The 13,194-nt window shown below is 55.8% G+C and carries 11 protein-coding genes; 3 read left to right on the forward strand and 8 right to left on the reverse strand.

Annotated features, from left to right (window positions below):
- Positions 1–150 precede the first annotated feature (150 nt).
- Positions 151–2,982, forward strand: a complete 2,832-nt coding sequence (gene uvrA, locus HX778_RS02730) for an excinuclease ABC subunit UvrA (protein ID WP_038476660.1) — start codon at positions 151–153, stop codon at positions 2,980–2,982.
- On the opposite strand, the gene HX778_RS02735 is transcribed toward uvrA, so the two are convergent.
- The 5 genes from HX778_RS02735 to dnaB form a co-directional block, all read right to left on the reverse strand.
- Entirely contained in the window at positions 2,983–3,336 is a 354-nt protein-coding gene (locus tag HX778_RS02735; RefSeq protein ID WP_038476663.1) for an MmcQ/YjbR family DNA-binding protein, read from the reverse strand.
- A 140-nt stretch (positions 3,337–3,476) separates the two neighbouring features.
- Positions 3,477–4,190, reverse strand: coding sequence for an acid phosphatase AphA (aphA, locus tag HX778_RS02740; protein ID WP_038476667.1), 714 nt, complete (start codon positions 4,188–4,190; stop codon positions 3,477–3,479).
- A gap of 216 nt (positions 4,191–4,406) precedes the next feature.
- The gene (gene tyrB, locus HX778_RS02745) at positions 4,407–5,600 is read right to left on the reverse strand and encodes an aromatic amino acid transaminase (RefSeq protein ID WP_038476670.1); all 1,194 of its coding nucleotides are present in this window, start codon (positions 5,598–5,600) and stop codon (positions 4,407–4,409) included.
- Positions 5,601–5,658: 58 nt separating this feature from the next.
- The gene (gene alr, locus HX778_RS02750; protein WP_176981234.1) at positions 5,659–6,738 is read right to left on the reverse strand and encodes an alanine racemase; all 1,080 of its coding nucleotides are present in this window, start codon (positions 6,736–6,738) and stop codon (positions 5,659–5,661) included.
- A 92-nt stretch (positions 6,739–6,830) separates the two neighbouring features.
- On the reverse strand, positions 6,831–8,237 hold the full coding sequence (gene dnaB, locus HX778_RS02755) for a replicative DNA helicase (protein WP_038476676.1): 1,407 nt from the start codon (positions 8,235–8,237) through the stop codon (positions 6,831–6,833).
- 79 nt (positions 8,238–8,316) lie between these two features.
- Here dnaB and HX778_RS02760 point away from each other — a divergent pair, with 79 nt between their 5' ends.
- Positions 8,317–9,300, forward strand: coding sequence for a quinone oxidoreductase (locus HX778_RS02760; RefSeq protein WP_038476679.1), 984 nt, complete (start codon positions 8,317–8,319; stop codon positions 9,298–9,300).
- Between the two features lie 209 nt (positions 9,301–9,509).
- Here the strand turns inward: HX778_RS02760 and dusA are convergent, their stop codons facing one another.
- The 3 genes from dusA to HX778_RS02775 form a co-directional block, all read right to left on the reverse strand.
- Positions 9,510–10,514: a tRNA dihydrouridine(20/20a) synthase DusA gene (gene dusA / locus HX778_RS02765; protein ID WP_038476682.1), complete on the reverse strand. Its 1,005-nt coding sequence runs from the start codon at positions 10,512–10,514 to the stop codon at positions 9,510–9,512.
- Between the two features lie 85 nt (positions 10,515–10,599).
- The gene (locus tag HX778_RS02770; protein ID WP_176981235.1) at positions 10,600–11,907 is read right to left on the reverse strand and encodes a conjugal transfer protein TraF; all 1,308 of its coding nucleotides are present in this window, start codon (positions 11,905–11,907) and stop codon (positions 10,600–10,602) included.
- A gap of 171 nt (positions 11,908–12,078) precedes the next feature.
- Positions 12,079–12,582, reverse strand: coding sequence for a cupin domain-containing protein (locus HX778_RS02775; protein ID WP_176981236.1), 504 nt, complete (start codon positions 12,580–12,582; stop codon positions 12,079–12,081).
- 95 nt (positions 12,583–12,677) lie between these two features.
- Here HX778_RS02775 and zur point away from each other — a divergent pair, with 95 nt between their 5' ends.
- Positions 12,678–13,190: a zinc uptake transcriptional repressor Zur gene (gene zur / locus HX778_RS02780; RefSeq protein WP_038476691.1), complete on the forward strand. Its 513-nt coding sequence runs from the start codon at positions 12,678–12,680 to the stop codon at positions 13,188–13,190.
- The last annotated feature ends 4 nt before the right edge of the window (positions 13,191–13,194 follow it).

Raw genomic sequence — 13,194 nt, forward strand, 5'->3', positions numbered from 1 at the left:
ATTCCAGAATCTCGGCTAAGTATAGCTCGTTTCATTAAAACACTGGATATTCATTCAGGTTTTATTGTGTCATAATTAGCCGTTTCTGGCCGTCGGTTGTACCTCTACATACATACCAGGCGCATGCAGTCATTATTCCGGGAAAGGTGAATGGATAAGATCGAAGTTCGGGGCGCCCGCACCCACAATCTCAAAAATATCAATCTCGTCATCCCGCGCGACAAACTGATTGTTGTCACCGGGCTTTCGGGTTCAGGCAAATCCTCACTGGCATTCGATACCCTTTACGCAGAAGGGCAGCGCCGCTACGTTGAGTCCCTCTCCGCCTATGCGCGCCAGTTCCTGTCGCTGATGGAGAAGCCGGATGTCGACCATATCGAAGGGTTGTCGCCCGCGATTTCTATTGAACAGAAATCCACATCCCATAACCCGCGTTCCACCGTCGGCACCATCACGGAAATTCATGACTACCTGCGTCTGCTTTACGCCCGCGTAGGCGAACCGCGCTGCCCGGATCACGACATCCCGCTCGCGGCGCAAACCGTCAGCCAGATGGTGGATAACGTGCTGGCGCAGCCGGAAGGCAAACGCCTGATGCTGCTCGCGCCGATCATTAAAGATCGCAAAGGCGAGCACGCTAAAACGCTGGAAAACCTCGCCAGCCAGGGCTATATCCGCGCGCGTATCGACGGCGAAGTTTGCGACCTGTCCGATCCGCCCAAGCTTGAGCTGCAGAAGAAGCACACCATTGAAGTGGTCGTGGATCGCTTTAAAGTGCGCGAAGATATCGCCCAGCGCCTGGCCGAGTCGTTTGAAACCGCGCTGGAGCTGTCCGGCGGCTCTGCCGTTGTCGCCGATATGGACGATGAAAAAGCGGAAGAGCTGCTGTTCTCCGCCAACTTTGCCTGCCCGGTTTGCGGCTACAGCATGCGCGAGCTGGAACCTCGTCTGTTTTCCTTTAACAACCCGGCCGGCGCCTGCCCAACCTGTGACGGCCTGGGCGTTCAGCAGTATTTCGATCCAGATCGCGTGGTACAAAACGGTGAGCTGTCGCTGGCCGGCGGGGCAATTCGCGGCTGGGATCGCCGTAACTTCTATTACTTCACCATGCTACGCTCACTGGCCGAACACTATAAGTTTGACGTGGAATCTCCATGGAACGAGCTGAGCGACACGGTGAAGAAAGTGGTGCTGCACGGTTCCGGCAAAGAAACTATCGAATTCAAGTACATGAACGATCGCGGTGACACTTCCGTGCGCCGCCATCCGTTCGAAGGCGTGCTGCACAACATGGAGCGCCGCTACAAAGAGACGGAATCTTCCGCCGTTCGTGAAGAGCTGGCGAAGTTCATCAGCAACCGTCCTTGCACCAGCTGCGAAGGCACCCGTCTGCGCCGCGAAGCCCGCCACGTGTTTGTCGAAAACACCGCGCTGCCGACCATCTCTGACATGAGCATCGGCCATGCGATGGAATTCTTCCAGAACATGAAGCTGAGCGGCCAGCGCGCGCAAATCGCGGAAAAAGTGTTGAAAGAGATCGGCGACCGCCTGAAGTTCCTGGTGAACGTCGGCCTGAACTATCTTTCTCTCTCCCGCTCGGCAGAAACCCTGTCCGGCGGCGAAGCCCAGCGTATTCGCCTGGCAAGCCAGATTGGCGCCGGGCTGGTCGGCGTGATGTACGTGCTGGATGAGCCGTCTATCGGCCTGCACCAGCGCGATAACGAACGCCTGCTGGAAACCCTGATTCACCTGCGTAACCTCGGCAACACGGTGATTGTGGTAGAGCACGACGAAGACGCCATTCGCGCCGCCGACCATATTATCGATATTGGCCCTGGCGCGGGCGTTCACGGCGGCCAGGTGGTCGCGGAAGGCACCATGAAGGACATTATTGCGGTGCCGGAGTCCCTGACCGGGCAGTTCCTGAGCGGCAAACGCGAAATTGCGGTGCCGAAACAGCGCGTTGCCGCCGATCCGTCAAAAGTGCTCAAGCTCTCCGGTGCGAAAGGTAACAACCTGAAGGACGTCACGCTGACGCTGCCAGTGGGACTGTTTACCTGTATTACCGGGGTTTCCGGATCCGGGAAATCGACGCTGATCAACGATACGCTGTTCCCGATTGCCCAGCGCCAGCTGAACGGCGCCACTATCGCAGAACCTGCACCGTACCGCGACGTTCAGGGTCTGGAGCATTTCGATAAGGTTATCGATATTGACCAGAGCCCGATTGGCCGTACGCCACGATCCAACCCGGCTACCTACACCGGCGTGTTTACGCCAGTGCGTGAGCTGTTTGCAGGCGTACCGGAAGCGCGTTCACGCGGCTATACGCCGGGGCGCTTTAGCTTCAACGTTCGCGGCGGGCGCTGCGAAGCCTGCCAGGGCGACGGCGTCATCAAAGTCGAAATGCACTTCCTGCCGGATATCTACGTGCCGTGCGACCAGTGCAAAGGCAAACGCTATAACCGTGAAACGCTGGAGATTAAGTACAAAGGCAAAAGCATTCACGAAGTGCTGGATATGACGATTGAAGACGCGCGTGAGTTCTTCGACGCCGTGCCGGCGCTGGCGCGCAAGCTGCAAACGCTGATCGACGTGGGCCTGTCCTACATCCGTCTTGGCCAGTCAGCCACCACGCTGTCGGGCGGTGAAGCGCAGCGCGTTAAGCTGGCGCGTGAGCTGTCCAAGCGCGGCACCGGCCAGACGCTGTATATCCTCGACGAGCCGACCACCGGCCTGCACTTTGCGGACATTCAGCAACTGCTGGAAGTGCTGCATCAGCTCAGGGATCAGGGCAACACCATCGTGGTGATTGAACACAACCTCGACGTGATTAAAACCGCAGACTGGATTGTGGATCTGGGTCCTGAAGGCGGCAGCGGCGGCGGCGAGATTCTGGTCTCCGGCACGCCGGAAACCGTCGCAAGCTGTGAAGCATCCCATACCGCGCGGTTCCTCAAACCGTTGCTGAAGCTGAAATAGTCAAACCGATAATTGCTGCCTGACCTGCTCAGGCAGCAATGTCACCGCCTGCTGATACGAAGCATCCACCAGATAGTAAATTTGCGAACCGGGCAGCGAGCCGTCCAGGTATAGCGTGCTCCAGTGCGTCTTATTCAAATGGGCGCTGGGGAACACATCCTGATGCTGCTGGCGCAGAAGCTCTGCCAGGTCTGGCGTCGCCTTGAGGGAGACCGCCGGGCGCTGATTCTCCGCATGCACCATCGCAAACAGCACATCGCCGACTTTGATTTGTGTAGCCTTCCAGTCGCTATGCACGCTCTGCTCTGCGCCTGGTTTCTTCATGCAGTACTCTAGAAGTTCCGAATTCGTCATCTCGATTTCCTCGTCCTGATAGTCTGGCCGGAAGCATTCGCGGCAGGATTAAGTGTGCGCCAAAAGCGCATAATCGACGAGGAAAATTGATTAAAAAAACGGCAGTTAATTTGCGTTAACTGCCGTGTTTGATACCGGGATTAATACTCGGAGTTGACGATGACTTCTTCGCCAAACGAGCCTGCTTTTGGCAGCGGCTGATAGCTGGAGTTCGAGGCTCGTAGGATGCGGATCCCGCGCGCGCCAACGTCCTGCGCGGCGGTAATGTCGTTATCGGAGTCGCCGTAGAAGATTTTGATTTTCTTATCTTTCAGCCACTGCGTTTTGGTGTTCTGGCCTTCTTTATCCCCGGCAAAAATCACCGGATTTACGCTCGGCTCTGGGATCAGGAAGTCGTTTTGCAGGGTTTTGGTGACGGTTTCGGTTTTGGTCTGGCTACGCCCGGTGACAAAGTAAACGCTGTCGCCACGTTTGAGGTGCATGGTGATCAGGCTCTTCGCCACCTCTTTTGGCATGCTGAAGTCGTCCCAGCCGTTGTTCATTTTTTCCCAGAACGCGGGATTTTTCAGGTAATCCTGTTTGCCCGGTGAGAACTCTTTTTGCCCGCGGTAAAAGCCAGGGCTGGAAAACAGTACGGTATCGTCAATATCAAAGCCAACCGCGATAGGTTCACGGCCAAGCAGGCTGTTTTCAATTTGTGCCACGGAGACCCAGTGGATTGGCATCTGCTGCGCCAGCTGAGCAACGGTGACGCCAGGGTTAAGCGGAGCGGGTGCGGATTCAGTTGCCAGCGCGGCATGATTAAGGCCTACCAGCAGGCAGGCGGCACTGAGTGCCAGGGCGATCTTACGCATTGTTTTCCCTTTTATTTTCTGTTTTTAATTGTTGTTTAAATGAGCAGCCTTGCCATAAAACATTCCGACCATACCCGCCGGGGACCGATCTACAAAGGTTTTTTTCAGTTTAATGTCGCAGAAAACAGGCAGAGTCACAGAATGGCGGTGTGATTTCCTCTCCCTGCCGGGAGAGGAAAAAGGGAACGTTAAAAATCAAATATTGTTAGTGAGCACTTACATTACAGCAGCAAACGCCTGCGCCACGCGCTGGACGTTGCCGTGGTTAAGCCCAGCCACGCAGATACGGCCGCTGGCCAGCAGGTAAACGCCAAACTCATCGCGCAGGCGGTCGGCCTGAGCTGCGCTTAGCCCGGTGTAGCTAAACATGCCGCGCTGTTTCAGCAGGTAGTCAAAATTACGCCCCGGCACGGCTTTGGTCAGTACTTCCACCAGCACCTGACGCATTTCCAGAATACGCACGCGCATGGTTTCTACTTCGGCCAGCCAGCTGGCTTTCAGCTTCTCGTCGTTCAGGACGGTGGCCACAACCTGCGCACCAAAGCACGGTGGGCTGGAGTAGTTCCGGCGCACGGTGGCTTTCAGCTGACCCAGCACACGCCCTGCGGCGTCGCTATCTTCGCAAACCACGGAGAGCCCGCCAACGCGTTCTCCATACAGGGAGAAGATTTTAGAGAAGGAGTTGCTCACCAGCATTGGCTGGCCGGATGTGGCGATAGCGCGGATTGCATAAGCATCCTGCTCCATGCCGGCGCCAAAGCCCTGATAGGCGATGTCGAGGAACGGAATCAGGTTGCGAGCTTTAAGGATTTCTACCACCGCGTCCCACTGGCTGTCGATCAGGTCTGAGCCGGTTGGGTTGTGGCAGCAAGGGTGCAGCAGCACGATGCTGTGCTCAGGCAGCGTATTCAGTTTTTCCAGCAGTGCATCAAAACGCACGCCGTTGGTTTCGCTGTCGAACCACGGATAGGTGTTAACGGTGAAGCCCGCACCTTCAAAGATGGCGACATGGTTTTCCCAGGTTGGGTCGCTGACCCACACCTGCGAATCCGGGAAATAAGTTTTCAGGAAGTCAGCGCCGATTTTTAGGGCACCGGAACCGCCAAGGGTCTGTACGGTCGCAATACGGCCTTCCACCAGCGCCGGATGATTGGCGCCAAACAGCAGCGGTGCAATCGCGCTGCGATAGCCGTTCAGGCCTTCCATCGGTAAATAGAGAGAGGCGCCATGCGGCTGCGAGTTCAGGCGAGCTTCCGCTTCCGCGACGGCCTGTAACTGCGGGATAACCCCGTCTTCATTGTAATAGAGGCCGATGCTGAGGTTTACCTTGTCGCTGCGCGGATCGACTTTAAAGCGTTCCATGAGGGAAAGGATCGGGTCGCCAGCATAGGCGTCAACTTTTTGAAACACGGTGAGGTTCTCCTGGTTTACAGTTCGCGGATTTCCACTGTAAACCAGGCGAGGACACTCAGTCCAGATACTTCATGGTCACCCTTGAAGTCAGGCGAGTGATAAGTTCGTAAGCACTTACATTTGAGTATTCAGCAATGCGTTCGACCGGCAGCCCGTCGCCCCAAAGTACCGCGCTATCGCCCGGTTTTTCAGCGGCATCAGGCCCCAAATCGACGCAAATCATGTCCATGGCGACGCGTCCAACAATCGGTACTTCCCGGCCATTGACCAGCACCGGCGTCCCCGACGGCGCGCTGCGCGGATAACCGTCGCCGTAGCCCATCGCCACCACGCCGAGGCAGGTGTCACGCCCGGCAATCCAGGTGCCGCCGTAGCCGACCGGCTCACCGGCTTTATGACCGCGAACCGCTATCAGGCTTGAGGTCAGGGACATGACGGGCTGGAAGCCAAAATCCTCGCCCCACGGCTTTTGCTCCAGCGGAGAAACGCCGTACAGAATGATGCCCGGACGAACCCAGTCCATGTGCGAATCAGGCCACAGAAGAATGCCGCCCGAGGCGGCAATGGAACGCTGCCCCGGCTTGCCTGCGGTAAAGGAATTGAAGATATCGAGCTGACGCGGCGTGGCGTCGGATTCCGGCTCATCGGCACGCGCAAAGTGGCTCACCACGTTCACCGGCTGGCTCACGTTTTTGCAGGCAGCCAGACGCTGATAGAACGCTTCTGCGTCTTCCGGACGCACGCCGAGGCGATGCATCCCGGTGTCCAGCTTCATCCAGACGGTAACAGGCTGGCTCAGTTCAGCCTGCTCAAGCGCTTCCAGCTGTTGGATGCTGTGGATTGCCGTTTGAAGATTCTGAGTGGCAATAACGGGCAGGTCTTCAGCATTGAAGAACCCTTCCAGCAGCAGAAGCGGCTTGGTGATACCGCCCTCTCGCAGGCGCAGGGCCTCTTCGAGTCGGGCCACGCCAAACGCATCGGCGTTTTCTAAGGTGCGGGCGGTCTCCAGCAGACCATGCCCATAGGCGTTTGCTTTCACGACTGCCACCATGCGACTGTTCGGGGCCAGTTCGCGCAGGCGTTGCAGATTGTGTCGCAGAGCGCGGCGGTTAATCACGACGGTTGCCGCTTGCATGTTCGTTCCTTGCTCAATGTTTGGATTAAATTGTGCCAATCCTCTTAATCATTCAGGTCACAGCAGGGCGGCTTGAAGGATGACGAGGATTTTTATTCTTCGTCGTACTGCGGCCCGGTGTAGTTGTCAAAGCGCGACCACTGGCCGTTAAAGGTCAGGCGCACGGTGCCAATGGGGCCGTTACGCTGCTTACCGATAATGATTTCCGCGATACCTTTCAGGTCGCTGTTCTCGTGGTAAACCTCGTCGCGGTAAATAAACATGATCAAGTCGGCATCCTGCTCGATGGAGCCGGATTCACGCAGGTCGGAGTTAACCGGGCGTTTTTCAGCACGTTGCTCCAGGGAGCGGTTAAGCTGCGACAGCGCCACAACTGGTACCTGAAGTTCTTTCGCCAGCGCCTTGAGCGAGCGAGAAATCTCGGCGATTTCCAGCGTACGGTTGTCGGACAGGGACGGCACCCGCATAAGCTGCAGGTAGTCGATCATGATAAGGCTCAGGCCTTCATGCTCGCGATAAATACGGCGGGCGCGGGAGCGAACTTCGGTCGGCGTCAGGCCGGAGGAGTCATCAATATACATGTTGCGCTTCTCCAGCAGGATACCCATGGTACTGGAGATACGCGCCCAGTCCTCGTCGTCCAGCTGGCCGGTACGAATTTTAGTCTGATCGACGCGAGACATGGAGGCCAGTATACGCATCATGATCTGCTCGCCGGGCATCTCAAGGCTGAAGATCAGCACCGGTTTGTCCTGCGTCATGGCGGCGTTTTCACACAGGTTCATCGCAAAGGTGGTTTTACCCATCGACGGACGAGCCGCCACGATTATCAGGTCGGAGCGCTGGAGGCCAGCGGTCTTCTTGTTCAGATCCTGGTAACCGGTATCCACGCCCGTGACGCCGTCGTGCGGCGTCTGGTACAGGGACTCAATACGCGAAACCGTGGCTTCAAGAATCTGGTCGATACTTTTCGGACCTTCGTCTTTGTTGGCACGGTTTTCTGCAATCTGGAAGACGCGGGACTCGGCGAGATCCAGCAAATCTTCACTGTTACGTCCCTGCGGGTCGTAGCCGGCATCGGCGATTTCATTGGCAACAGCAATCATTTCACGCACAACTGCACGTTCGCGCACAATATCGGCATAAGCGCTGATGTTCGCCGCACTTGGCGTGTTTTTAGAAAGCTCTGCGAGATAAGCAAAACCACCGACGCTCTCGAGCTGCCCCTGAAGTTCCAGAGATTCTGAAAGCGTAATCAGGTCGATGGGTTTGCTCATTTCGAGCAGACGCTGCATTTCGGTGAAGATCATGCGGTGCGGACGGCTGAAGAAGTCGTTAGCGACCACGCGCTCGGCGACGTTGTCCCAGCGTTCGTTATCCAGCATTAAACCGCCCAACACCGACTGCTCCGCCTCGAGCGAGTGCGGCGGCATCTTCAGCCCTTCTACCTGACGGTCGCGGGGTTCTTTCGGTTTGTTGAAGGGTTTATTTCCTGCCATAGTGAGGGAGCTACCAAATTCATAGTGAGAGACCGGGAAGTATAACCATTCTTGTCACTCTTCGACACAAGGAGTTTCCATGGCAACGCGCATCGAATTTAGCCAACACGGCGGGCCAGAAGTACTGAAAGCCGTTGAGTTTACGCCGAAAGATCCGGCAGAAAACGAAGTTCAGGTTGAGAACAAGGCTATTGGTATTAACTACATTGATACCTATATCCGCAGCGGGCTCTACCCGCCTCCGGCGCTACCGAGCGGGCTGGGCACCGAAGCCGCCGGCGTTATCAGCAAGGTCGGCAGCGGCGTCACTCACCTGAAAGTTGGCGATCGCGTTGTTTACGCGCAATCCGGTCTCGGCGCTTACAGCAGCGTACACAATGCGCCAGCCGATAAGGTCGCAAAACTCCCGGACGCAATCTCCTTCGAGCAGGCCGCGGCCTCGTTCCTGAAAGGGCTGACCGTGTTTTACCTGCTGCGTAAAACCTACGAAGTCAAAGCGAATGAAATTTTCCTGTTCCATGCGGCGGCCGGTGGCGTGGGCTTGATCGCCTGCCAGTGGGCGAAAGCGCTTGGAGCAAAACTGATTGGCACCGTGGGCTCAGCACAAAAGGCCGATCGCGCCCAGCAGGCTGGCGCCTGGCAGACCATTAACTATCAGCATGAAAACATCTCTGAGCGCGTCAAAGAGCTAACCGGCGGCAAGAAAGTGGCGGTGGTTTATGACTCGGTAGGGAAAGAGACCTGGGAGGCTTCGCTCGATTGCCTGCAGCGCCGTGGGCTGATGGTGAGCTTTGGCAACTCTTCCGGGCCGGTGACCGGCGTGAACCTGGGCATTCTGAACCAGAAAGGTTCGCTTTATGTGACGCGCCCTTCTCTTAATGGCTATCTCACCACCCGAGCGGAGTTCGATGAGGCCTGCAACGAGCTGTTTTCGCTGATCGCCAGCGGCGCAATAAAGGTGGATGTTGAAGAGAACCAGAAGTTTGCGCTTAAGGACGCGGTGCTCGCCCATAAGACGCTGGAAAGCCGGGCGACGCAGGGTTCAAGTTTGTTGATCCCATAACTGATTGAAATTCCGGAAAGAATTAGGGCTTCCCGTAGGAAGCCCTTTCTTTTTTTGTTCGTGCCGTATGTAGGGTACAGCGCGATGAATTCTTGTTACTGCCAAAGGATATTCGCAGATTTAATAAGTAAATGAAATGACGCTGCCGGGTTTAAGTTCAGGCTTGTGATCTGCTCCTCAATACCTAAATTATCCCGGCGGCTTTACGGCTAAAGCTGGCGTTTATCGGCCACCAAAGACAGCGCATGTTCAACCACGTCAATGCCTGCCCCGGCTTTATGGGCGTTCTCACTTAAGTAGCGACGCCACTGTCGCGCCCCAGGAATGCCCTGGAACAGGCCGAGCATATGGCGAGTGACATGGCCCAGATAAGTCCCGTTCGCCAGCTCGCGTTCAATGTACGGGTACATCGCACGCACTACGGCGACAGAGTCGCTGTCCACCACATCAGCCCCGAAAATCTCACGATCGACCGTGGTCAGCAGGCCTGGGTTTTGATAAGCCTCACGCCCGACCATCACGCCGTCCAGATGCTGAAGATGCGTTTTGGCTTCTTCCAGCGTTTTGATACCGCCGTTAATGGCCATCGTCAGATGCGGGAAATCGCGCTTGAGCTGATATACCCGCGGGTAATCCAGCGGCGGGATTTCACGGTTTTCTTTCGGGCTCAGGCCAGAAAGCCAGGCTTTACGCGCGTGGATGATGAACATCTCGCATTCGCCCTTACCTGCCACCGTGCCGATGAAATCACAGAGAAATTCGTAGCTGTCCTGGTCATCAATGCCGATGCGGGTTTTCACCGTCACCGGAATAGAAACCACGTCGCGCATCGCTTTAATGCAGTCGGCAACCAGCTGTGCTTCGCCCATCAGGCAGGCACCAAAGCGCCCGTTCTGCACACGATCGGAAGGACAGCCAACGTTAAGATTGATTTCATCGTAACCGCGCGCTTCGGCAAGCTTCGCGCAATGTGCCAGCGCCTGCGGGTCACTTCCGCCCAGCTGCAGCGCAATCGGATGCTCATCTTCGCTATAGGCCAGATAGTCCCCTTTGCCGTGAATGATCGCCCCGGTGGTCACCATTTCGGTGTACAACAGCGTGTGGCGAGACAGCTGACGCAGGAAATAGCGACAGTGGCGGTCGGTCCAGTCGAGCATCGGTGCAATGGAGAAGCGGTGCGGCTGGAAAGGAGTCTGGTTGCTTTGTGAGGACATACGTTTACGCAGGCTACGATTAAAAAAGGGTCGCTACTATAGCATAAAGCTGCGCCGGGGCATCAGGCTGCCCCGGCATTCAGCCTCAGAAGGCTACGCTCAGCTGTGCACCAGCGCCCCAGGTCTGATCCTGGCCATACAATCCCATCAAATCGACGTTCACATGTTTACCCGCCGCGAAGCCCACGCCGCCGGTAAAGACGTTGCTGTCGTTATTTTTCACGTCGGCGCGGTAACCGGCACGCAGCGCCAGCCATGACAGTGGCCTCACTTCGGCACCTACGCCAACGTACTGGGAATTAGCCTCGCTTTTGAAGCCTTTCGTTTCGGTCAAATCCCCATCGGCGCTCAGCGTCACCAGCTCGTTGTGCCAGGCCACGCCAGCGGTAACCAGCGGACTGATTTGATAAGTATCTTTATAGTTGCGGATCTCACCGGTGCGCCCGTTAGTGATGCGGATATCTTTGGTGTCGATATCACGGGAAACCAGGTTCTGGCCGCTCAGGCCAACGGTCCAGTTTTCACCCAGATCGGCCGCAACGCCGGCATCGAGGTTAAATCCGGTGTCATCGTTACGGTACTGGCTGTTTTTCCAGTCTCCGCTGCGGTAGTCGTAAATGGAGGTGGTGTAGTTATAAAGCCAGGTTTTCTGCAGCTTTGGCGTGACGCCAACGGAGACCGGCACGCCCCCGACGTCAAACTTGTGGGCCAGCGCAATGCCGTAATCAGAAACGATAGCCGCACGCCCGGATGCGGTGGAGTTCAAGTTACGGGTGATACGGTCTGAGCCGTTTAGCGCCGCATCAATCGCTACGCTGCCCGCCACCAGGCTGGAATTCTGGATGCTGTGCAGATAATCGATATCATTTTGATCGATTGAGGAGCTGACCTTCGCACGAGCATAAGCCCTGGTGACAAAAGCCACTGAGAGTGTGTCATTTGGAATACTCACCGCAATACCCGCCGCGGCTTTGGCATGCGCCGTTTCACCTCGTAAATCTTCAAGCTCCCCGGCTAAATCCCCGGCCGCGCTACGGAACTGATTTAACGTACCGTTCGGATTTAAAAGAATATCTCGCGGCGTTAGCGATCCAATGGATTGTTTATAGTTATCAACTTTATCGCTGATATCATCTATGCGGTCCTGGAGGTTATCTTTATCCGTTATTTGTGCGCCAACCGTCGGCAGAATAACGGTAATATTGTCATCTGGCTGAGAGCGCGCTAATAGCGCCGGGTTGATTAATACGCCGCTGCCATAATTAGCAGAAGCCACGCCTGTTCCCCCCATCGCATCGTTACGCGCCTCGGACCAGGTTCCTGCCGCCCCGGCCTGATGGGCAATAAATAACGTTGCGGCGAGTGTCGCCACCGAAGATTTTATTTTATTCATTCACAGCACGCCTGTCTGATTGTCAGATGAAGTAATTCGCCCCTGACAGTTATGACTGAACAGAGGCAGACTATTGCTGTGAATAGCGCGATAAAAAGATGGATATTTGAACCATCAGGAACCCAAATATATCCATAGGGTTAGCGTCTCATCGTTTCCTTGCTAATTAATTTATAGTTTACCCTTTGGCTTTCGTGAAGGCAGACCGTTATGCGGGCCAAAGAATTGCGGGGGATGATCTATCCAGCGATCCTTACGCTGCATGGCGTAAGACTGATTTAGCGGATAATAAATTTTATTTTCGGCTTTATTCGCTTCCCCAACGACCAATAGCCGAACGTCCTGCCCGGTATTATTGATAAAGGTATGGCAAATGCCTGTTCCGGCAGGAAAACCTACGCTATCGCCGGGTTCAAGCTGCCAAAGGTGGCCATTGATCCACACTTCCGGGTGCCCTTCGAGCACATAGGCAAACTCTTCTTCGCTGCTCTCGGCGTGGGGATAAGAGGTTCTGCGCCCAGGCGGAATGCGTTCGTGGTGAATACCAAGACGGGATAAGCCAAAACTGCGGGCCAGCGGGGCACCAATAGAAAACAGCTCCGGGCTGTCCGGGTAGGTTGAATTATCCCTGCCTTCCAGCTCGCGCCAGTGGCGAATACAATCGGGTTTTTGCATTACTTCCTCCTGGGTAGATAGGGTCATTATGTACCAGGATTCGGCGTTTTATCCGCATTATGGTAAAGTATTGAGTCAATGACCGGGAGAGGCAGATGGACACCACGACTTCGCAAAACGTGTTAGCACAGGCTGAAAAGCTGTGTCTGCAACGCAATGTACGCCTGACGCCGCAGCGTCTCGAGGTGCTGCGCCTTATGTCCGAGCAAACTGGCGCCATCAGCGCCTACGACCTGCTGGATCTCCTGCGCGTCAGCGAGCCACAGGCAAAGCCGCCCACCGTTTACCGTGCGCTGGACTTCCTGCTGGAGCAGGGTTTTGTGCATCGCGTGGAATCAAACAACAGCTATGTGTTGTGCAATTTTATCGACCACCCCACCCACTCTTCCGCAATGTTTATTTGCGACAGATGCGGTGCCGTCAAAGAACAGGCGGCTGAAGGTGTGGAAGATATTATGCAGAAGCTGGCGTCAAAAATGGGTTTTGCCCTGCGCCACAACGTGATTGAAGCCCACGGGCTGTGTTCAGACTGTTCGGAAGTTGAAGCCTGTCGCCACCACGGCGCCTGCAATCACGACCATACGATACAGCCGAAGAAAAAGCGTTAAGAAG

It is taken from the genome of Cedecea sp. P7760, from assembly GCF_013386425.1.
Lineage (GTDB): Bacteria > Pseudomonadota > Gammaproteobacteria > Enterobacterales > Enterobacteriaceae > Cedecea > Cedecea selenatireducens.